The organism is Rhizobium sp. YTUHZ044, from assembly GCF_051123975.1.
Taxonomy (GTDB): domain Bacteria; phylum Pseudomonadota; class Alphaproteobacteria; order Rhizobiales; family Rhizobiaceae; genus Rhizobium.
In genome coordinates, this window is sequence record NZ_CP101426.1 from 1,808,190 (window position 1) to 1,829,447 (window position 21,258).

The following is a 21,258-nucleotide window of genomic DNA, read 5'->3' on the forward strand; positions in this document are numbered from 1 at the left end:
GACGAGGCGCGTTGCATTTTCGCCACAATGCGTTGCTTAAAGGTCACGCAAGGGTTTTGGACATTTCGCTCCCGATCGAGTCGTTCCGACGCTGGCTCTCCTGAGCCGGCGTTGTTTGGTTTCGATCAGATGGCGGGACGGCGGATGCCGTCTGAAGAGAGGCCGAATGACGCAGGATGGGGTAGCGCCGGCGGCGGCGGCCGAGGCGGTGACGACGGTGACCGATCGCCGCGCGCTTTTCGCCGTGCCCGGCCTCGTGCTCGCAGGCGGCGCGCTGCTCTGCGCCACGATCACACTCTTCATACTGCTTGGCCTGACGCCGATCGCGCCGACCTCGCATGTCGTCATCACCTCGGTGATCGTCAATTCCTTCTTCGTCCTGACACTGCTGGCGCTGATCGCCCGGGAGGTGGCAAGGCTGCTCAAGGCGCGCACCCGGGGCAGGGCGGCTGCGCGCCTGCACATTCGTATCGTCGTGCTCTTCTCGATCGTCGCGATCACGCCGGCGATCCTCGTCGCCATCTTCGCCAGCATTACGCTGAATGCCGGCCTCGATCGCTGGTTTGCGCTGCGCACCCAGTCGATCGTCAGCTCGTCGCGCAATATCGGCCAGGCCTATATGATGGAGAACGCCAGCTACCTGCAGGGGCAGACGGTGTCCATGGCCAACGACCTGGAGCGCAACCGCGCCCTTTACAGCCTCGACAGGACGGGCTTTGCCGAACTGATGACGCGCCAGGCAAGGGGCCGCGGCCTGCTCGGCGCCTTCCTTGTCGAAAGCGACGGTTCGGTGGTCGTACAGGCCGATATCGCCACGGAAAAACCGTTGCCGGCCATTCCGCAGGATGCGCTGGAAAAGGCAGCGGCCGGCCAGCCGACGCTGATCCCGCCCGGAGTCACCAACCTCGTCGGCGCCATCATCAAGCTCGATGCCATCCAGGGCACGTTTCTCTATACGGTGCGGGCCGTCGATCCCAAGGTCATGGGCGCCATGCGCATGATGGAGGAAAACGCCACCGAATACCGCTCGATGGAGGCCAACCGCTTCTCACTGCAGATCGCCTTCGCCGTGCTCTACATCGGCTTCGCGCTGATCGTGCTGCTTGCGGCGATCTGGACGGCAATTGCGGTCGCCGACCGCATCGTGCGGCCGATCCGGCTGCTGATCACCGCGGCTGACAGCGTTGCATCGGGCAATATGGATATTGTCGTGCCGGTGCATGCCGTCGATGGCGACGTCGCCAATCTGTCGCGCACCTTCAACAAGATGATCTCGGAAATCCGCACCCAGCGCGACGAGATCCTCGAAGCCAAGGACGAGGTCGACGATCGTCGTCGCTTCATCGAAGCGGTGCTGTCGGGCGTGACCGCCGCCGTCATCGGCGTCGAACAGGATCGCCGCATCGCCATCGTCAACAGTTCGGCCGAGACGCTGATGTCGCTGTCGGCCGACGAGATGCTCGGCAAGCAGCTCGCCGACATTGCGCCCGAGGTCGATCAGGTGCTGACCGAGGCGGCGGTGCGTCATCGCGGCGATTTCCGCAAGCAGATCGCGCTCGTGCGCGGCGGCACGGTGAGAACACTGAGCGTGCAGGTCACCCGCGAGGAAGTGCGCGACATGAGCGAATCCTACGTGATCACGCTCGACGATATCACCGATCTCGTCATCGCCCAGCGCTCGACTGCCTGGGGTGACGTGGCAAGGCGCATTGCCCATGAGATCAAGAATCCGCTGACGCCGATCCAGCTGTCCGCCGAGCGCATCCAGCGCCGCTACGGCAAGCAGATCAACCAGGACGACCGCACCGTCTTCGATCAGTGCACGGATACGATCATTCGCCAGGTCGGTGATATCGGCCGCATGGTCGACGAATTTTCCGCTTTCGCCCGCATGCCCAAGCCGACCAAGGAGCCGAGCGACCTGCGCGATATCCTGCGCGACGCGATCTTCCTCCGCGAGATGGGCAATCATCACGTCACCTTCCTCTCGGAGTTCGGCGATAAGCCGCTAGAGGGCCTGTTCGACAGTCGCATGCTCGGCCAGGCGTTCGGCAATCTTATCAAGAATGCCGTGGAATCGCTGGAAGCCGTTCCGAGTGACGAACGGGACGAGCGCAAGGTTCTCGTGCGCGCCGCGCTCGATGTGGCCCGCGACCGTTTCACCATCGACGTGATCGACAATGGTCGCGGTCTGCCGGTGGAAAACCGCCACAGCATTCTGGAACCCTATATGACGATGCGCGAGAAGGGCACCGGCCTCGGCCTCGCCATCGTCAAGAAGATCATCGAGGAACATGGCGGGCAGCTCGAGCTGCACGATGCGCCCGCCGATTTTGACCGGGGAAGAGGGGCCATGATCCGCGTGCATCTGCCGCGCCTGGAGCCAGCGCCCGCCGCTCCCGCAGCCAATGACAAGGAAAGCGCTTATGGCCTCTGATATTCTCGTCGTCGATGACGAGCACGATATTCGCGAGATCGTTTCCGGCATTCTCTCCGACGAAGGTCATGAGACACGCACGGCCCATGACAGCGACAGCGCACTGGCGGCGATTTCCGATCGCGTGCCGCGGCTGATCTTCCTCGATATCTGGATGCAGGGCAGCAAGCTCGACGGCCTGTCGCTGCTGGATGAGATCAAGACCCGTCATCCCGATCTCCCCGTCGTGATGATCTCCGGCCACGGCAACATCGAAACCGCGGTCTCGGCGATCAAGCGCGGCGCGTTCGATTTCATCGAAAAGCCCTTCAAGGCCGACCGGCTGATTTTGATCGCCGAGCGCGCGCTGGAAAATTCCAAGCTCAAGCGCGAGGTTTCCGAGCTGAAACGGCGCACCGGCGACGCCTTGGAACTGATCGGCACTTCGGTCGCCGTCTCGCAGCTGCGCCAGACGATCGAGAAGGTGGCGCCGACCAACAGCCGCATCATGATTCTCGGCGCGTCCGGCTCCGGCAAGGAGCTGGTAGCGCGGATGATCCACAAGAAGTCGGCCCGTGCCAACGGCCCCTTCGTGGCGCTCAACGCCGCCAATATCACGCCCGATCGCATGGAAGTGGCGCTCTTCGGCACCGAGGGAACGCCGGGCCAGGCGCGCAAGATCGGCGCACTCGAGGAGGCCCATCGCGGCATCCTCTATCTCGACGAGGTCGGCGAGATGCCGCGCGAGACGCAGAACAAGATCCTGCGTGTGCTGGTCGATCAGCAGTTCGAGCGGGTCGGCGGATCCAAGCGCGTCAAGGTCGATGTCCGCATCATTTCCTCGACGGCCTATAATCTCGAAAGCCGCATTGCCGAAGGCTGGTTCCGCGAGGATCTCTATCATCGCCTGGCCGTCGTGCCGGTGCGCGTGCCGCAGCTTGCCGAGCGCCGCGAGGATATTCCCTTCCTCGTCGACCAGCTGATGCGCCAGATATCGGAACAGGCCGGCATCCGTCCGCGCCGCATCGGTGATGACGCCATGGCGGTGCTGCAGGCGCATGACTGGCCGGGCAATATCCGCCAGCTGCGCAACAACATCGAGCGGCTGATGATCCTTGCCCGCACCGACGGCCCGGATACGCCGATCACCGCGGACATGTTGCCGACCGATCTCGGCGACATGCTGCCCAAGGTTTCGGCCAAGAACGATTATCACATCATGACGCTGCCGCTGCGCGAAGCCCGCGAGATGTTCGAGAAGGATTATCTGATCGCCCAGATCAATCGCTTCGGCGGCAATATCTCGCGCACCGCCGAGTTCGTCGGCATGGAGCGCTCGGCGCTGCACCGCAAGCTGAAGTCGCTCGGCGTCTGATCATACCGGCGCGGCAACGCCGCGCCCGGTCTCTCTCACATCTCGAAGACCAGGTTTCCCATGCCGAGAATCGCCTATGTGAACGGCCGCTACGTCAAGCATTCCGATGCCAGCGTGCATATCGAGGACCGCGGCTATCAGTTCGCCGACGGGGTCTACGAAGTGTGCGAGGTGCGTCACGGCTATATCGTCGATCTCACCCGCCATCTGAACCGTCTCGACCGTTCGCTCGGGGAACTCAGCATCGCCTGGCCGATGAGTCGGGCCGCGCTGACGCAGGTTATTCGCGAGACGCTGCGCCGCAATCATGTGCGCAACGGGCTTTTCTACCTGCAGGTGACGCGCGGCGTCGCTCGCCGCGACCATGTCTTCCCAGCCGAGGGTACGCCGCCCTCGCTTGTGATCACCGCCAAGAGCACCGACCCGAAGATCATCGCGGCCAAGAACGCCAACGGCATCAAGGCGATCACCGTCACCGACAACCGTTGGGACCGCGTCGACATCAAATCCGTCGGCCTGCTGCCCAATGCCATGGCCCGCCAGCAGGCCAAGGAAGCCGGTGCCCAGGAGGCGATCTATGTCGATGGCGACGGCATGGTGAAGGAAGGGGCGGCGACCAATGTCTGGATGGTCGATTCGGGTGGAACGCTGGTGACGCGGCCGGCCGAACACGGCATCCTGCGCGGCATCACCCGCACCACATTGTTCGACGTGGCCGCCAGGCTGGGCTTGAAAATCGCCGAGCGGAATTTCTCCGTTTCCGAAATGCTCGCAGCCCGCGAGGTCTTCCTGACGGCAGCGACAAGTATCTGTTTTCCGGTCGTTTCCGTCGATGGCCTGCCGATCGCCAACGGCCATCCCGGCAGCATCTCGCAGAAAGTCCGCGAAGCCTTTTTCGACGTTGCGGAAAAGATTGCGATTTGATACCAAGATTTGCTGGACCGGTGGAATGAGGGTGCTGCCGGTCTCGCATGGAGAGGTTGATTGATATTCTACCGGCCAACTCGGGTCGGCAATAAAGAAAGAAGCGGCGCGATGGCGGAACGTTCTCAGAATCTGCAGGACTTATTTCTCAATACTGTTCGCAAGCAAAAGATTTCCCTGACAATCTTTTTGATCAACGGCGTGAAACTCACGGGTGTTGTTACCTCTTTCGACAATTTCTGTGTTCTTCTTCGCCGTGACGGCCACTCGCAGCTGGTGTATAAGCATGCGATCTCGACGATCATGCCGGGTCAGCCGATGCAGATGTTCGAGAGTGAAGAAGCCGCGTCCTAACAGGATCAGCCGTCATTTCGACACGCGATACCAAGAACGATTCGATCATCCCTGAGGCCGCCAAGCACAGGGACGACATGCGCGCGACTGTCGTCGTGCCGGTTCTGAAATCGCGCAGCCGCGGCGGCCAGACGGAATCGGCCTCGACCCGAACGCCGGAAAGCCGGCTCGAAGAAGCGACGGGCCTTGCCCAGGCGATCGACCTCGATGTCGTCAACGGTTCGATCGTGCCGGTCAATGATCCGAGACCGGCGACCCTGCTCGGCACCGGCAAGATCGAGGAGATCAAGGCGCTGCTCGACGAGCGCGATTCCGGTCTCGTCATCGTCGATCATCCGCTGACCCCGGTGCAGCAGCGCAATCTCGAAAAAGAATGGAACGCCAAGGTGATCGACCGGACCGGCCTAATTCTTGAAATTTTCGGCCGCCGTGCCTCCACCAAGGAAGGCACGCTGCAGGTCGATCTCGCCCATCTGAACTATCAGAAGGGCCGACTGGTGCGCAGCTGGACCCACCTTGAACGCCAGCGCGGCGGCGGCGGCTTCATGGGCGGCCCCGGCGAAACCCAGATCGAAGCCGACCGGCGGCTCTTGCAGGACCGCATCATCAAGCTCGAACGCGAGCTGGAACAGGTCGTGCGCACCCGCCAGCTCCATCGCGCCAAGCGCCGCAAGGTGCCGCATCCGATCGTCGCGCTCGTCGGCTACACCAATGCCGGCAAATCGACCCTGTTCAACCGCATCACCGGTGCCGGCGTGCTGGCCGAAGACATGCTCTTTGCCACGCTCGACCCCACGCTTCGTCGCATGAAGCTGCCGCATGGCCGCACCGTCATCCTGTCCGACACCGTCGGCTTCATCTCCGACCTGCCGACCCACCTCGTCGCCGCCTTCCGTGCCACCTTGGAAGAGGTGTTGGAAGCCGACCTCATCCTGCATGTCCGCGACATGTCCGATCCAGACAACCAGGCGCAGAGCTCCGATGTGATGCGCATCCTCGGCGACCTCGGCATTGATGAGGCCGAAGCGGAGAAGCGGCTGATCGAGGTCTGGAACAAGATCGACCGGCTGGAGCCTGAGGTCCACGACACTATGGTGCAGAGGGCGGCGGGCGCCAGCAACGTTGTCGCCGTCTCGGCCGTCAGCGGCGAGGGCGTCGATACGCTGATGGACGAGATCAGCCGCAGGCTTTCCGGCGTGATGACCGAAACGACGATCCGCCTTCCCGTCGACAAGCTGGCGCTGCTGCCCTGGCTCTACGACCACGCGATCGTCGACGGCCGCGAGGACAATGAGGACGGCTCGATCACGCTCGATCTGCGCTTGTCGGAAACCGAGGCGGCCGAACTCGAGCGCCGCATCGGCAATGGGCCGAAGGCTTCGAAGGAAGATTGGGAGCGGTAAGGCGGCTTTTTCCTTCTCGCCAGGGGGCCGAAGGACGGGTCGAGACCCGCGGCTCGATCCCGGTCAGTGGCCCGAAGGGTCGGATGAGGGGGACACACGGCAGAACATCCATGTTGCCCTTCGCTTGCGCTCAGTGCCTCGCTCCTATTGTCGCTCGCTCCCTCATCTGCCTGCCGGCATCTTCTCCCCGCTGGGGAGAAGAGTCTCGTGGCAATGCGTTAGCTCCTCAGGCCGGCTAGTTTGGCGAGAAGCCAACCTCAGTCTCCGTCATCCTCGGCCTTGAGCCGAGGATCCATGCCACTGGCGCTGGTGGATGAGGTGTGGATGCTCGGCTCAAGGCCGAGCATGACGGAGGGTGGGGCTGCCGTCACAGCCCTCTCGATCGCCTTCGCCGCCTGCCAGATTTCCTCCATTCGCTCCAGCGTCGCGCCTTCAAGTGTCTCGCCTTCCGCTTCAAGAACATGCTCTATATAGCTGAATCGGCGTCTGAATTTCGTGTTCGTTCCCCGTAGTGCCTGTTCCGGATCAGCCTTCACATGTCGGCCGATATTGACGACCGCGAAGATCAGATCGCCGAGTTCGTCGCTGACCTTGGCGCGGTCGCCTTCGCGAAGTGCCACTCTGAGTTCGCCGATCTCCTCCTCGATCTTGTCGAGGATCGGCTCGGGCGCTGACCAGTCGAAGCCGACCTTGGCGGCGCGTTCCTGCAGCTTCAGCGCCTCGGTCAGCGCTGGAAAACTGCGCTGCACAGAGCCCAGGAAGCCGCCTTTGAAATCCTCGGTGATCCCGCGCCTGGCCCGGCGCTCGGCGCGCTCGCGCTTTTCAGCCTGCTTGATCTCGTCCCATTGGATCTTCACCGCGTCGGGTGTGTCCGCTTCCGAGCGGGCGAAGACATGCGGGTGGCGACGGATCATCTTGGTGGTGATGGCGTTGACCACGTCGCCGAAGGAGAATTCGCCGGCCTCCTCGGCCATGCGGGCGTGAAAGACGACCTGTAGAAGCAGGTCACCGAGTTCATCACAGAGATCGTCCATATCGCCGCGCTCGATCGCGTCGGAGACTTCATAGGCTTCTTCGATTGTGTAGGGCTTGATCGTCTGGAAATTCTGCTCGATGTCCCAGGGGCAGCCGGTTTCGGGATGACGCAGCGCCGCCATGATCTCGATCAGCCGTGAAATGTCTTTGGAAGGTTCCATGGTGCCTCAATTAAGCGGAATGTCGTTGGCGCTCTTCGACGACTGGTAGGTGGAAGACAGCGCGTCGTAGCGCGCCTTGATGCGGGCGGTCTGCGCCTTCAGCGCCGTTTTCCGAGAAACTTCCTCGGTCTCGACCAGATCGGCGATGGCAAAACTGTTCCAGAAGGCGTTCTGCCTGCGATAGCCGCCGGGTTCAAGCCCGAAGACCTCCTTCAGGATCTTCAGATCATGCGGAATGGCGAAGGCGTCGCGGGAATCCTCGTGGCTGAAGAAATAGTAGAAATTGTCGAAGCCGGCCCAGGTGATCGCCGACATGCACATGGTGCAGGGTTCGTGCGTCGACAGGAAGATCAGGTCCTTGGTCGCCGGCTTGTCGCCAAGCTCGTAGAAGCGCTTCAGCGTATGCACCTCGCCATGCCAAAGCGGATTGTCGAGCTCGTTATTGGTCTCGGCGACGACCAGCGACAGATCGGATTTGCGTAGGATCGCTGCGCCGAACACCTTGTTGCCCAAGGAGACGCCGCGTTCCGTCAGCGGCAGGATATCATCCTCGATAACCGAAAGAAGGCGGGCGGCAATGGTCTTGTCGGGCATTGATGGTCTCCGGTTTTGCCACAGTCTATCGCCTTGGCGGCACGAGCGAAATGCGGCAAACGCCGGTGGACGTCGTTTGCCACAGGCTTTACACTGCACCGCAACAAAGAGAGTGAGAACAGGTGGTTGTCGTCAGCACGGTTGACTTTTCTCAAATCGCCGATGAGGCGAGCAAAAGAATACGCGCTTGCCTGGGCTTTCGGATTTCTGTTCCTTCAATCCCTTGTCGATCACGGGCATATTCTGGCAACTTCGAAGTGGATTGATAATGTCTTCCAGGACTGAGCAGCTTTCGGTATTTCCAGCCTTCTTTCGCGTGGAAGGCCAGAAGACGGCTGTCTTCGGCAATGGTGACGAGGCTTTCGCCAAGGTGCGGCTGCTGTTGAACACGCGGGCGCGGATTATCGCCTATGCCGACCAGCCGGAAGCCGATTATCATGCCTTTCTGATCGCCAACCGCATCGAGACGGTGCGTGCCGGCTTTTCCGCCGGCCAGGTCGAGGGTGCGGCCCTTGTCTTTGCCGCCACCGGGAATGAGGCCGAAGACCGCCGCATCGCCGACACCGCCCGCGCCGCGAATATCCCCGCCAATGCCGTCGATCAGCCCGATTACTGCGATTTCTTCACGCCGGCGCTCGTCAACCGCGCCCCCGTCGCCGTTGCGATCGGCACCGAAGGCGCGGGACCGGTTCTGGCGCAGATGATCCGCGCCCAGATCGACCAGCTTCTTTCCCCCTCGCTCGGGCGCCTGGCCGCACTGGCGACGAACTACCGCAGATCAGTTGAACAGCTGGTCCCCCGCGGCGTTTCCCGCCGGGTGTTCTGGCGCCGGTTCTTCTCCGGCCCCGTTGCCGACGCAATCGCCAATGGCAATCTGCCGCAGGCTCGCCACGCCGCCGACCGGTTGCTGCATTCCATGGATCGGGTCGCCGGCCATGTCTGGCTTGTCGGCGCCGGTCCGGGGGCTGAAGATCTGCTGACGCTGCGCGCTCAGCGCGTGATGATGGAAGCCGATGTCATCGTCTACGATGCGCTCGTGCCGCAGGCGATCGTCGATATGGGCCGCCGCGATGCCGAGCGGCTTTCCGTCGGCAAACGCAAGGGCTGCCATTCGAAGTCCCAGGAAGAGATCAACGAACTGCTCGTCGAGCTCGGCCGCCAGGGCAAGCGCGTTGTCCGCCTGAAATCCGGCGATCCGCTGGTCTATGGCCGGGCAGGGGAAGAGATGGCCGCGTTGCGCGCCGCCGGCGTCACCTATGAGGTTGTGCCCGGCATCACCTCGGCCTTCGCTGCCGCTGCCGATTTCGAGCTGCCGCTGACGCTGCGCGGCGTTGCCTCCTCGCTCGTCTTCACGACCGGCCACGATCTCACCGGCGACGTGCTGCCCGATTGGGCAAGCCTTGCCGTCTCCGGCGCGACGATCGCCGTTTACATGGGCCGCACGGTCGCCGCCTCGGTCGCCGAGCGGCTGATGCGGGCCGGCATTCCCTCCGAGACCACGGTCGCCGTCATCGAGAATGCCAGCCGCACCGAGCGCCGTCTGCTGCATGGCACGCTCGCCGATCTGCCCGATCTGCAGCATCGCGACGAGTTGACCGGGCCGGTCATGGTCATTATCGGCGATGCTGTCGCCGGCGCCAATTTCGAACTGTCCGAGCCGCTGACGCGCGAGAACGCCCGGCTCGAGGAACTTGCAAGGAGCTGAATATGGGTGACAAGGTTCTGACAGCCAACCGGCTGACGGACGGCATTGCCGTCTGGCTGGATGCGAACGGCAAATGGTCGACCTCGCTGCAGGAGGCGCTTGTCGCCCGTCACAACGAAGCCGTCGAAGCATTGGAAGCCATTGGCAAAAAGTCTTATGCCGACAACGAGGTCGTTGACGTCGCCGTCGTCGATGTTCAGGAAACCAACGGCATTCTCTGGCCGTTGCGCCTTCGCGAGCGCATCCGCGCGCAAGGGCCGACCATGGAATATGCGCCGGGCTACGCTCCTGCCGATCCCGAATTCATTGCAGTCTGAGGAAGACGATGTACCGTTACGACGAATTTGATCATGCCTTTGTCAGCGAGCGCGTCGAGCAGTTCCGCGACCAGGTTCAGCGCCGCCTTTCGGGCGAGCTTGCCGAGGATGCGTTCAAGCCGCTGCGCCTGATGAACGGCGTCTACCTGCAGCTTCATGCCTATATGCTGCGCATCGCCATTCCCTACGGCACGCTGAGCGCGCGCCAGCTGCGCATGCTCGCCCATATCGCCCGCACCTATGACCGCGGATATGGCCACTTCACCACGCGCCAGAACCTGCAGTTCAACTGGCCGAAGCTGTCTGACATTCCCGATGCGCTGGCCGATCTGGCGAGCGTCGAGATGCACGCGCTGCAGACCTCGGGCAACTGCATCCGGAACGTCACCGCCGATCACTTCGCCGGTGCGGCCGCCGATGAGATCGCCGATCCCAGGCCCTATGCGGAAATCCTGCGCCAGTGGTCGTCGGTCCATCCGGAATTCTCCTTCCTGCCGCGCAAGTTCAAGATCGCCGTGACCGGCGCCGAGCGCGACCGCGCCGCGATCCAGGTCCACGATATCGGCCTGCACCTGAAGAGGAACGACAAGGGCGAGATCGGCTTTGCCGTCTATGTCGGCGGCGGCCAGGGCCGCACGCCGATGATCGCCAAGCTGATCCGCGACTTCCTGCCCGAGGAGGATCTGCTCTCCTACACCACGGCGATCGTGCGCGTGTACAATCTGCACGGCCGCCGCGACAACAAGTACAAGGCCCGCATCAAGATCCTGGTGCACGAAACCGGCGCCGAAGAACTGACGCGGCAGGTGGAGGCCGAATTCGCCGCGCTCAGGGATAGCGAACTCAAGCTGCCGGAACAGGATGTCGAGGCGATCGCTGCCTATTTCGCGCTGCCTGCTCTGCCCGAGCGCGCCGAGGGCTGGGAAAACCTCGCCCGCTGGAAGAAGGCCGATCCGGCTTTCGCCCGCTGGGTCCAGCAGAATGTGCAGCCGCACAAGAATCCCGATTACGGCATGGTGACGATCTCGCTGAAGCCGATCGGCGGCATTCCGGGCGACGCCACCGATGCGCAGATGGGGGCCATCGCCGATCTCGCCGAAGAATATGCCTTCGACGAAATCCGCGTCAGCCATGAGCAGAACCTCATTCTGCCGCATGTGGCGCTGGCCGATCTCGAAGCTGTCTATCGTGGCCTCGTCGCCATCAATCTGGCCGAAGCCAATGCCGGCCTGATCACCGATATCATCGCCTGTCCGGGTCTGGACTATTGTGCGCTTGCCAATGCGCGCTCCATTCCGGTCGCACAGGAAATCTCCCGCCGCTTCGGTAGTCCCGAGCGCCAGGCCGAGATCGGCGAGCTGAAGATCAAGATCTCCGGCTGCATCAACGCCTGCGGCCATCACCATGTCGGCCATATCGGTCTGCTCGGCGTGGAGAAGAAGGGCGCCGAACTCTACCAGATCACGCTTGGCGGTTCGGGCGACGAACATACCTCGATCGGCGAAATCATCGGCCGCGGCTTCGAGCCGGACCGGGTGACGGATGCGATCGAGACGATCGTCGACACCTATCTCGGCCTGCGGCTTGATCCGTCCGAAACCTTCCTCGCCGCCTATCGCCGCGTCGGGCCACAGCCGTTCAAGGATGCGCTCTACGGCTCGGCCGCCGAAGCGGCTTAAGGAGGGGATGATGACGAAGATCTGGAGAGAAACCGGTTTTGTCGACAACGATCCCTGGGTTGTTGAAACCGACGAGGTGAAGGCAACAGGCGCGCAGAAGCCGCTGCTCGGTCTCGACGAACTGATCGCCAGGGCCGGTGAAAGCAATGATGTCGGCCTCGGCGTGCTGATCAAGCCGGCGGACGACGTGCGCCGCCTCGAGCCATACCTCGATCGCCTTGCAATCGTGGCGGTCGCCTTTCCCGCCTTCAACGACGGCCGCGCCTTCAGCCATGCCTCGCTGCTGCGCCAGCGGCTCGGTTACACCAGCGAACTGCGCGCCGTCGGCGACGTGCTGATCGATCAGGTGCCGCTGATGCTGCGCGTCGGCATCGACAGCTTTTCCGTGACCAACGCCACGGCGCTGAAGCGGCTCGCCGAACACCGTCTGCCCGCCATTCCCCATCATTATCAGCCGGCGGTGCGTGACGCCGAAGCCGGCAAGGGCTATAGTTGGCGCCGTCAGGCGAAGCCGGCCGCATAAGCGGCCGGTCCGCCTCTTACGATGGCGGAATATAGCATGAAGACATTTGAAATCGCGGTGATCGGTGGCGGCCTCGCCGGCATGATCGCCGCCATTGCGCTTGGCCGCGGCGGCCGCAGCGTGGCGCTGGTGGCTCCCGTTGCCGCAAAGGAGGACCGGCGCACCACGGCGCTGATGGATCAGTCGATCCGCTTCCTTGACCGCCTGACGCTCTGGGAAAAGCTGCGCTCGGCGGCAGCACCTCTCACCAGCATGCGAATCATCGACGGCACCGACCGGCTGCTGCGGGCGCCGACCACGACTTTCCGCGCCGCCGAGGTCGGCCTCGATGCCTTCGGCTACAACTTCCCCAACAAGGCGCTGACCGAGATCCTCGAAGCGGCCACGGTAGGCGAGGGCAATATCACCCGCTTCACCGAAATGGCCGAATCGATCGAGATATCAGCCGAGAGGGTGTCGATCACGCTTGCCGGCGGCGAGACGCTGGCGGCAGATTTTGCCGTCGGAGCCGACGGCCGGGGCTCGAAGCTGCGCGAGGCGGCAGGTATCGGCGTGCGCAACTGGTCCTATCCGCAATCGGCCATGGTGATGAATTTCGCCCATTCGCTGCCGCACCAGAATATCTCGAGCGAATTCCACACCAAACACGGCCCGTTTACCCAGGTGCCGCTGCCGGGAAGCCGCTCCAGCCTCGTCTGGGTGCAGGATCCCGCCGAGGCGACCGCCCGCATGGAATTGCCGCTCGCCGAACTGGGCTCTCTCGTCGAGGCGCAGATGCAGTCGATGCTCGGCAAGGTGAGCATCGAGGAAGGCGTCCAGGTCTGGCCGCTGTCGGGCATGATGGCCCATCGTTTCGGTAAGGGGCGCATCGCGCTGATCGGCGAGGCCGCCCATGTCTTCCCGCCGATCGGGGCGCAGGGGCTGAACCTCAGCCTGCGCGATATCATGGCGCTCACCGACATTCTCTGCGACAGGGCCGAACTGCCGGTGCCGGCCGATGCCGGCGAAAGCTTCGACCGCCGTCGCCGCGCCGACATCGTGACGCGCACGGCGAGCGTCGATCTGCTCAATCGCTCGCTGCTTTCCGATTTCCTCCCCGTTCAGATGCTGCGCGCGGCCGGACTGCATATTCTCTCGGCCATTCCGCCGCTGCGCAACCTCGTGATGCGCGAGGGCATCGAGCCCGGCCGGGGCTTCCGCGATATTCCGGACTCGCTAAGGGAAAAGCTGAAGCGGAAGAAGGCCTGAGCGGATCGCGATCAGCCAGAGCGAAACGCTTGCCACCGAAAGCACCGTCGTGATCAGGATCGTCGCCGAGGCGCGCTCCTGCCAGACGCCATATTGCTGGCCGATGATGAAGACATTGGTCGCTGTCGGCAGTGAGGCGAGCAGCACGGCCGCCTGGATCCAGACCGGCTCGAAACCGCCCACAGCGGTCAGCGCGATGAAAACCGCGATCGGATGCAGGATCAGCTTCGCCGGCACGATATAGGAGATCTCCGCCGGAATCCGCTTCAGCGGCCTCAGCGCCAGCGTCACCCCCATCGCGAAGAGGGCGCAGGGCGCGGCCGCCTGGGCGAGGTAGTCGACGAGGCGCTGGAACGCCAGCGGCTGATCGATGTGGAAGGCGGCGACGGCAAAGCCCGCCGCCGTCGACAGAATGAAGGGATGCAGCGCCACCTTGCGGGCGATATCGGCGGCGAGCCGGCCCGGCGAGCGCTTGTCGTCGCCGGCTGCCGCCATCAGTGCCGGCGCCACGATGAAATGCAGCGCGTTCTCGAAGCAGATGATCAGCGCCACCGGCACGGCAGCGCCTTCGCCGAGCGCCAGCAGCGCCAGCCCAGGCCCCATATAGCCGATATTGCCATAGGCGCCGGCAAAGGACTGGATGGTGCATTCATCAAGCGGATTGCCGCGCACCAAACGGCCGATGACAAAGAGCAGGATGAAGACCGCATAGGTCGCGGCGATATCTGTGACGATGAAATCGAGCCGCGTCAGCTCTTCGATCGGCGTGCGCGAGACGAGCTTGAAGAACAAAGCGGGCAGGGCGGCGTAGATGATGAAAGAGTTCAGCCAGCCGAGCGCTTCGGCCGGCTGCTTCGTCGCCTTGGCGGCGGAATACCCGATCAGGATCAGGCCGAAGAACGGCAGCAGCAGGCTGATGATGTCGGCCAAGGGAAAGTCCGGATTTCGCGGGTGGTCGGCGGGGAAGAATCTCTTCTAGCCGATTTGCATCAGGATCGGAAAGGTCTGCTGGAACCAGATCGCCACATCGCTGACCCAGCCGAACAGGAAGGCGAGGCCGGTGAGGATGAGGAAGATGCCCATCACCCTTTCGACCGTGCCGAGATGGCGGCGGAAGCGCGACAGGAAGCGCATGAAGGCGCCGGAAAAGCCGGCGGCGATCCAGAAGGGGATGGCAAGACCGAGCGAATAGATCGCAAGCAGCCCGGCGCCGGAGCCGACCGTCTCGCGCGCGGCGGCGACCCCGAGGATGGCGCCGAGCACCGGCCCGATGCAGGGCGTCCAGCCGAAGGCGAAGGCAAGGCCCATGACATAGGCCCCGGTCAGCGTCGCCGGCTTGCCGCCGCCCTGGAAGCGCGCTTCGCGGGCAAGCAGACCGATCCGGAAGAGGCCGAGGAAATTCAGCCCCATGACGATGATGACCAGCCCGCCGATTTTGGAGAGCAGATCGAGGTGCTGGCGAAGCGCCATGCCGATGCTCGATGCACCGGCGCCGAGCGCCACGAAGACGGTGGCAAAGCCGAGCGTGAAGAGCAGCGCCGAAAACAGCACGCCGCGCCTGATCGTCGGCGAAACCGCCACCGCCCCGCCGCCGCGGAACTGCTCGACCGAAATGCCGGCCATATAGCAGAGATAGGGTGGGACGAGGGGAAGCACGCAGGGCGAAAGAAAGGATAGCGCCCCTGCCAATAACGCGCTCCACAGGGAAATATCGGCAATCGACACGCATTCTCTCCGGCTGCAATCTGCGCCCTGTTCCTAGCGTCGCAGGCCCGGGATTGCCAATCACCTTTTTGCGTGGGCGACAAATCTGCCTTTGCGCGCCAGAGAAATGTGCCTTACCTTTGCAAAAGCCGAATTTTTCGGTTGACCGCAATGGGTCACCTGCCTATGTTCCGCCCACTTCCAGCCGGGGTGCTTCACACCCGCGGAGAGGGAGAGCGTAGCTCAGCCGGTAGAGCAACTGACTTTTAATCAGTAGGTCTCGGGTTCGAACCCCGACGCTCTCACCATAATGCACCGGACGAGTGATTTAAGCTTTCGTTGCAAAACTGAAGGTCGCTACACTCAACGAGCATTTCGCACATCTTGTTGGCAGAGCCGGCCGGCATCTCCTTGGTCTTTCTGTTGCTCAGGTGCTCAAGATATCGCTAAGGGTTGCTTTATAAACATGTCTTTGGCAACTTAAAGTCGCTATCGAAAGGGGCGATTCATGGCGTTTGATGTTGTTGATATTGGACCAGACAAGGTCGCGGATTTATTGGATTTGCATGAGGGGCATTTTGCAGATCTGAAGAGCAGTGAGATAGCTCCCGCGAAGCTTGCTAAAACTTTCTCTGCATTCGCCAACACCGGGGGTGGTGATGTCTACATAGGCATCGAAGAAGTGGTGACCACAGATGGAAAGGAGAGGATTTGGAAAGGCTTTGCTGATCAGGAGGCTGCCAATCCGATTTTCCAAGTGATGGAGACACTTGGTCCGCTCGCAAACAATTACTCTGCTGAATTTTTTCGCAGTGCCAAAGACCCGGGCCTAGTGCTGCATATAAATATATTCAAGACGCAGGAGATCATCAGCGCCACGGACGGCAAAACCTACGTGCGAAGAAACGCGCAAAGCTTGCCGCTGGCTGGCGCCGATGCGATCGACCGTTTGAAATATGATAAAGGCGTAAGATCATTCGAGGACGAAGTCCTTAATGTGGACGCCACAGAGATTACCAACTCAGTGACCGTACTGGAATTTTTGATTGATGCGATTCCTACCGGAGAACCTGAAGAGTGGCTAAGTAAGCAGCGGGTGACGATCGGTAATCGACCAACTGTTGCGGGGGACCCTGCTATTCTCTGACAATCCGCAAGCGATTCTTCCGAAGCGTTCAGCGATCAAAATCCTTCGTTACCAGACAAAGAAAGAGGCCGAGCGGGATTTTCTCGCGTTCGATCCTTTAACAATCGAAGGGCCTGTCTACACCCTGATTAATGATGCGGTGGACCAAGTTAAACAGACTGTGGAGGGTATAGAGAAACTGGGCGACGAGAAAATGGAGAAGATTGTATATCCTGAGGAAGCTCTGCACGAGATTGTCACTAACGCAGTACTCCACAGAGATTACAGCGTTGCGTCTGATGTACAAATTAGAATTTTCGATAACCGTGTAGAGATCGAAAGCCCTGGTCGGCTTCCTGGACATGTGACGCCTTCCAATATCACGAGGACACAGTTCGCACGAAACCCCAAACTGGTCAGACTGATCAACAAATTTAAAAATCCGCCGAACAAAGACGTAGGTGAGGGGGTCAAAACGGCATTCGAAGCCATGGGAAAGCTGCGGCTTAAGCCTCCGCAAATCAGCGAAAGCGAGAACTCTGTTATCGTGATCCTGCGCCATGAGAGCTTGGCCTCTCCTGAGCAAATGGTGATGGATTATCTAAAAGATGAGCCCGAGATCACTAATCTGATAGCTCGTGAGCTAACCGGTATCAAATCAGAGAACTCAATGAAGTCGGTCTTCTATCGCCTTCGAGAGCGCGGCCAACTTGAGCAGGTGCCAAAAGTGAAGGGAAAAAAACCGGCTTGGAGAAAGCCGATTGGGTGACGTTCATTCCGTATCTTTTTAGATGCCGTGCTGGTGCAGAGCCCTCGTGCTCAACAATATGCAGAAGGACATCTACTGGGCGATGCCCCGCGGTTCCGAAGAGCATCTTCTGACGGCACTCTTCGCCATCGCTTACGATCGTGCGATGTTAGGGGCGATCAGGAAGAAAATGTCGCTAATCTCGAGCGAAAGCAGAATACTAGCGGCCCGAGCAGAAACGCATCGGGCCTTATTTCACAGATAAATGTCGGCCCTTATTTCACAGATAAATTTAGATTGAGAGCATCTATCTTTTTGTCATGATCATGAATCATCCGCAGGCAAGGCTCCATCACCGCTGGACAATAACGCGGGTCCCCGGCTGGACCATATCGTAAAGCTCCTCGACATCCTCACGGTACATCCGAAAGCATCCGCTTGAGGCATTGGTGCCGATGGAGGAGGGATCGTTGGTGCCGTGGATGCGGAGCAGTCCGTCGGCAAGGTAAATCGCCCGGGTTCCAAGCGGATTTGCGGGTCCGGGTTCTACGACTGCCGGGAGTCTTGGGTTCTTCTGGCGCATGCTGGCGGTTGGCCGCCATTCGGGATGCAGTCGTTTCGACACGACCCGCGTTGTCCCGTACCATTGTTTGCCTTCGCGGCCGACGGCGATGGGGTAGGCAAACTGCTCACCCGCTGACGTCGTGTAGATAAGGGTGTGCTCACGCGTGGCAATGACGATGGTTCCTCTTCCAACGCGCGTCGATGGCTGCCGACGTTCTGGAAAGGGTTCCTGATAACCAGGATCCGGCTCGTAATAGGGAGGGGGGTAGGGGCTGTAAGGGTCATCATAGCCATAGCCGTCATATTCATCGTATCCATCATACGGCGCGTAAACTTGGGCTTGGGCCTGCACCGCTATCAGAAACAGGGCCGCAGTAAGGAGAACCAGCAATCTCATTCGTCGCATCCGCTTGGTGTCCGATCATGATTGGGTTGAATTCTATGGCGGCACTATGGCGGCGCGGGTCTCGATTTGACGGTCGCTCGTTCTCCGCCGAGTTCGCGCATCTCGCCTAGGAACACCCTCAAAGGGAGGCTGCGACGGGTGATATGTTTGCTGAGAGCATTCGTGAAGCTCAAGGACTGGCTTCGCATCGCTAACCGCTGCGATAGATGCGCCCGCACCCTCTCTTCGGCCATCTGCATCGCAGCCGCCGTCATCCTATGGCTCTGATCAACGAGCCCCGAGCCTAAACCTTGCCCAGATGCTTCGGCCAGAATTCCTGGTGGACTTCGGCGGCTTCCCCTTCGAGGTTCGTCGGGCCAACCACGGTGACGCTACGCGCGCCGGTCTGCAACACCGCCCGGCTGGGCACGTTCAACCCGATCCCGGCAATCTCGCCGAGCCGCGTTTCGGAGCACGCAAACACCATACGTCCGATGCCCGACCAGTAAATCGCCCCGGAGCACATCGCACAGGGCTCAGTGCTGGTATAGAGCGTGCAATTGGCGAGAAAAACAGGGTCGTAGTGCTGCGCCGCCAGCTTAACCAGGTTCATCTCGGCGTGGTTTGTCATATCGTGGCCGGTGAAGACGCTGTTTTCGGCGCGCAAGATGACTTCGCCGTCCCTGACCAGGACCGAGCCAAACGGTTCGTTACCGTTTGCCATCGCGGATTTCGAGAGCGCGATCGCCTCGCGCAGAAACGGCTCGTGATTTTCCATGACACCCCCCACAGCTAGAGCGGAATGATCTTCCCTCGGATTGGAAGAATTTCCAAGGGCTGCAAATCAAATCGAGATTGGTGATCTGCATTGCCTTCCGCGCAGACGCTGACGGGCGGTCCCCGGCTCATTCTCGGAACCAAAAGCGCCCGCATCGACTTTCACCCCTGAGTTATCTTGGAGGTCCCCTGATGGACAGAACACCGAAAACGGCCATCCGCGGAATGATGTCCTATGTGCTCGCGCTTCTTGTCCTCGGCATCCTGGCGGGCGCCGTTTATACGCTCTACGGCCATCCCGCCGATCCGTCCGAGCAACCAGCGACTGAGACCATTCCGCAGAAGGCGACAGCTCCGCAGTGAGAGGCCCCACAACAGCTTTTTGATTGATCGCCCTCCGGAACGAATGGTGAAAGAGGGGCGCTCTGCCGGATCCGGCGCCCCACCCGGTCCGGTCGTGTTGCAACGCCTGCGCTCCACCGCGAAACGCCGCGCAAGCGGCAACCAACAGGGCTTCGGAAGGCAAGGCAGAAATTCTGCCGCAAGTCCTTCCCACCATTAGAGAGCTTATATTTATAGGGGGAACAACCTGCGACAGGGGGAAATCGGCACCCGAACAGGCATCCCGAAATCGGGGAGGGTCAACGCGGCGGGTCGGCCCGCTATGGCGGATTTTGCGCTCGGACAATGTGAACAGAGGAGTTCGCGGATGAAAGAACATGCGGTCGTGATATCGGGAGGAGGGCCGACGGGGCTGATGCTGGCGGGTGAACTGGCCCTCGCGGGCGTCGACGTCGCCGTCGTCGAACGGCGCGAGAATCAGGAGATCGTCGGTTCGCGGGCCGGCGGTCTGAGTTCGCGCACGCTCGAGGTCCTCGACCAGCGTGGCATCGTCGACCGGTTCCTCAAGGAAGGGCGGATCGCCCAGGTCACAGGATTTGCGGTTAGCCGGCTCGATATCAGTGATTTCCCGACGCGGCACAATTACGGGCTGGCGCTGCGGCAGAAGCATATCGAGCGCATTCTGGCCGACTGGGTCGGCGAGCTGCCGGTGACGATCTATCGCGGCCGCGAACTGGCCACTTTCCGGGAGGATGAGGCCGGCGTCACCCTCGACCTCTCCGATGGGTCGTCGCTGCGCGCGGGCTATCTCGTCGGCTGCGATGGCGGCCGCAGCCTGGTTCGCAAGCTGGCCGGCATTGCCTTTCCGGGATGGGATGCGACGACCAGCAATATTCTCGCCGAGGCTGAGATGGAGGAGGAGCCGCCGCTCGGTGTCCACCGCACTCCGCTCGGCATGCATGCCTTCGGCCGCGAGGAATATCAAATCCGCGATGGCAAGGTGGTGTTTGCCGGCGAAGGTCCGATCAACATCATGGTGACGGAACAGACGGCCGGCGGCGCAGGCGAGCCGACGCTTGACGATCTCAGGCAAGCGCTCATCGCCGCCTGCGGAACCGATTATGGCATCCACGGCCTGAGGTGGATTTCCAGGTTCACCGACATGTCGCGCCAGGCGGAGGTCTACCGCAGGGGCAGGGTGCTGCTGGCAGGTGATGCCGCCCATGTGCATTCGCCGGTCGGCGGGCAGGGGCTCAATACCGGTGTGCAGGATGCCGTGAACCTCGGCTGGAAGCTCGCCCCGGTGGTGAAGGGCGTATCGCCTGAGGCCTTGCTCGACACCTATCACGCCGAGCGTCATCCGGTTGCCGCCCGCGTGCTGCGCACGACGATGGCGCAGGTCGCATTGCAGCGGACCGATGATCGCACCGAGGCTCTCAGAGAGGTCGTGCTGGAACTGCTTGGCCTGGAGGAGGCGCGCAAGAAGATCGCCGCCGAAATGTCCGGGCTCGGCATCCGCTACGACCTCGGCGAGGGGCATCCGCTGCTCGGCCGCCGCATGCCCGACCTCGACCTGGTCACGCCGGACGGCCCATTGCGTCTCTTTACCCTGTTGAAAAACGCGAGGCCGGTGTTGTTGAACCTCGGACCGCGCGGCAGCCTCGACAGCGGGCCATGGTCAGGCCGCGTGCCTTTGGTCGATGCGCGCTATGACGGGCCATGGGAGTTGCCGGCGGTGGGGGCGGTCGCAGCCCCGACCGCGGTGCTGATCCGGCCGGACGGTTATGTGGCCTGGGTGGGCGAGGGGTCTCAGGATGGCCTCGACGCCGCGATGAACACCTGGTTCGGGCCGCCCCGCTGACAGACTAAAAAGCCGCT

19 protein-coding genes, 1 tRNA gene and 2 pseudogenes are annotated in these 21,258 nt (G+C 61.8%); 16 read left to right on the forward strand and 6 right to left on the reverse strand.

The features are described from left to right. Positions 1 to 166: 166 nt before the first annotated feature. The 5 genes from NL154_RS08990 to hflX all read left to right on the forward strand — a co-directional run bounded on the left by NL154_RS08990 (position 167) and on the right by hflX (position 6,472). The gene (locus NL154_RS08990) at positions 167 to 2,437 is read left to right on the forward strand and encodes an ATP-binding protein (RefSeq protein ID WP_434733913.1); all 2,271 of its coding nucleotides are present in this window, start codon (positions 167 to 169) and stop codon (positions 2,435 to 2,437) included. Then, positions 2,427 to 3,791: a sigma-54-dependent transcriptional regulator gene (locus tag NL154_RS08995; RefSeq protein WP_210631486.1), complete on the forward strand. Its 1,365-nt coding sequence runs from the start codon at positions 2,427 to 2,429 to the stop codon at positions 3,789 to 3,791. The genes NL154_RS08990 and NL154_RS08995 overlap by 11 nt, the downstream gene beginning before the upstream one ends. Positions 3,792 to 3,851: 60 nt before the next feature. Beyond that, the gene (locus NL154_RS09000; RefSeq protein ID WP_221122848.1) at positions 3,852 to 4,715 is read left to right on the forward strand and encodes a D-amino-acid transaminase; all 864 of its coding nucleotides are present in this window, start codon (positions 3,852 to 3,854) and stop codon (positions 4,713 to 4,715) included. 111 nt (positions 4,716 to 4,826) lie between these two features. Continuing rightward, complete coding sequence (gene hfq / locus NL154_RS09005) at positions 4,827 to 5,069, forward strand: RNA chaperone Hfq (protein ID WP_003539403.1); 243 nt, start codon at positions 4,827 to 4,829, stop codon at positions 5,067 to 5,069. A 77-nt stretch (positions 5,070 to 5,146) separates the two neighbouring features. Next, the gene (hflX, locus tag NL154_RS09010) at positions 5,147 to 6,472 is read left to right on the forward strand and encodes a GTPase HflX (RefSeq protein ID WP_221122849.1); all 1,326 of its coding nucleotides are present in this window, start codon (positions 5,147 to 5,149) and stop codon (positions 6,470 to 6,472) included. A gap of 362 nt (positions 6,473 to 6,834) precedes the next feature. Here the strand turns inward: hflX and mazG are convergent. Continuing rightward, positions 6,835 to 7,668, reverse strand: a pseudogene (mazG, locus tag NL154_RS09015) (nucleoside triphosphate pyrophosphohydrolase); the annotation flags it as partial. A gap of 6 nt (positions 7,669 to 7,674) precedes the next feature. After that, on the reverse strand, positions 7,675 to 8,262 hold the full coding sequence (locus NL154_RS09020; RefSeq protein WP_210631483.1) for a deaminase: 588 nt from the start codon (positions 8,260 to 8,262) through the stop codon (positions 7,675 to 7,677). 268 nt (positions 8,263 to 8,530) lie between these two features. On the opposite strand from NL154_RS09020, the gene cysG reads away from it, so the two are divergent. The 5 genes from cysG to NL154_RS09045 are packed head-to-tail and all read left to right on the forward strand — an operon-like array spanning position 8,531 to position 13,734. After that, positions 8,531 to 9,967 (forward strand): siroheme synthase CysG, encoded by a 1,437-nt coding sequence (cysG, locus tag NL154_RS09025; RefSeq protein WP_210631482.1) that lies wholly within the window; start codon positions 8,531 to 8,533, stop codon positions 9,965 to 9,967. Between the two features lie 2 nt (positions 9,968 to 9,969). Further along, positions 9,970 to 10,284: a DUF2849 domain-containing protein gene (locus NL154_RS09030; RefSeq protein WP_010014500.1), complete on the forward strand. Its 315-nt coding sequence runs from the start codon at positions 9,970 to 9,972 to the stop codon at positions 10,282 to 10,284. Between the two features lie 8 nt (positions 10,285 to 10,292). Continuing rightward, the gene (locus tag NL154_RS09035; protein ID WP_434733914.1) at positions 10,293 to 11,963 is read left to right on the forward strand and encodes a nitrite/sulfite reductase; all 1,671 of its coding nucleotides are present in this window, start codon (positions 10,293 to 10,295) and stop codon (positions 11,961 to 11,963) included. Positions 11,964 to 11,973: 10 nt separating this feature from the next. Continuing rightward, positions 11,974 to 12,486 (forward strand): DUF934 domain-containing protein, encoded by a 513-nt coding sequence (locus NL154_RS09040; protein WP_434733915.1) that lies wholly within the window; start codon positions 11,974 to 11,976, stop codon positions 12,484 to 12,486. Positions 12,487 to 12,522: 36 nt separating this feature from the next. Next, positions 12,523 to 13,734, forward strand: a complete 1,212-nt coding sequence (locus tag NL154_RS09045) for a UbiH/UbiF family hydroxylase (protein ID WP_434733916.1) — start codon at positions 12,523 to 12,525, stop codon at positions 13,732 to 13,734. Here the strand turns inward: NL154_RS09045 and NL154_RS09050 are convergent. Both NL154_RS09050 and NL154_RS09055 read right to left on the reverse strand, forming a co-directional pair. After that, positions 13,702 to 14,664: an AEC family transporter gene (locus NL154_RS09050; protein WP_434733917.1), complete on the reverse strand. Its 963-nt coding sequence runs from the start codon at positions 14,662 to 14,664 to the stop codon at positions 13,702 to 13,704. The two genes, NL154_RS09045 and NL154_RS09050, sit on opposite strands and share 33 nt — an antisense overlap. 45 nt (positions 14,665 to 14,709) lie before the next feature. Then, the gene (locus NL154_RS09055) at positions 14,710 to 15,459 is read right to left on the reverse strand and encodes a cytochrome c biogenesis CcdA family protein (protein WP_434733918.1); all 750 of its coding nucleotides are present in this window, start codon (positions 15,457 to 15,459) and stop codon (positions 14,710 to 14,712) included. Positions 15,460 to 15,670: 211 nt separating this feature from the next. Here NL154_RS09055 and NL154_RS09060 point away from each other — a divergent pair. The 3 genes from NL154_RS09060 (at position 15,671) to NL154_RS09070 (ending at position 17,333) form a co-directional block, all read left to right on the forward strand. Beyond that, positions 15,671 to 15,746: transfer RNA gene (locus tag NL154_RS09060), tRNA-Lys, on the forward strand. A 200-nt stretch (positions 15,747 to 15,946) separates the two neighbouring features. Beyond that, positions 15,947 to 16,585, forward strand: coding sequence for an AlbA family DNA-binding domain-containing protein (locus tag NL154_RS09065; RefSeq protein WP_434733919.1), 639 nt, complete (start codon positions 15,947 to 15,949; stop codon positions 16,583 to 16,585). After that, a complete protein-coding gene (locus NL154_RS09070; protein ID WP_434733920.1) occupies positions 16,560 to 17,333 on the forward strand; it encodes an ATP-binding protein in 774 nt (257 codons plus the stop codon). The genes NL154_RS09065 and NL154_RS09070 overlap by 26 nt, the downstream gene beginning before the upstream one ends. Before the next feature lie 331 nt (positions 17,334 to 17,664). Here NL154_RS09070 and NL154_RS09075 read toward each other — a convergent pair whose 3' ends face one another. After that, positions 17,665 to 18,273, reverse strand: a complete 609-nt coding sequence (locus tag NL154_RS09075; protein WP_434733921.1) for a L,D-transpeptidase — start codon at positions 18,271 to 18,273, stop codon at positions 17,665 to 17,667. A gap of 165 nt (positions 18,274 to 18,438) precedes the next feature. Between NL154_RS09075 and NL154_RS09080 the strand changes: the two are divergent. Continuing rightward, positions 18,439 to 18,549 (forward strand): annotated as a pseudogene (locus tag NL154_RS09080) (IS5/IS1182 family transposase); the annotation flags it as partial. A gap of 16 nt (positions 18,550 to 18,565) precedes the next feature. On the opposite strand, the gene NL154_RS09085 reads toward NL154_RS09080, so the two are convergent. Beyond that, entirely contained in the window at positions 18,566 to 19,039 is a 474-nt protein-coding gene (locus NL154_RS09085) for a nucleoside deaminase (RefSeq protein WP_434733922.1), read from the reverse strand. A gap of 191 nt (positions 19,040 to 19,230) precedes the next feature. On the opposite strand from NL154_RS09085, the gene NL154_RS09090 reads away from it, so the two are divergent. Both NL154_RS09090 and NL154_RS09095 read left to right on the forward strand, forming a co-directional pair. Beyond that, positions 19,231 to 19,401, forward strand: coding sequence for a hypothetical protein (locus NL154_RS09090; RefSeq protein WP_221122857.1), 171 nt, complete (start codon positions 19,231 to 19,233; stop codon positions 19,399 to 19,401). Between the two features lie 346 nt (positions 19,402 to 19,747). Beyond that, positions 19,748 to 21,241, forward strand: a complete 1,494-nt coding sequence (locus NL154_RS09095; RefSeq protein WP_434733923.1) for an FAD-dependent monooxygenase — start codon at positions 19,748 to 19,750, stop codon at positions 21,239 to 21,241. The last annotated feature ends 17 nt before the right edge of the window (positions 21,242 to 21,258 follow it).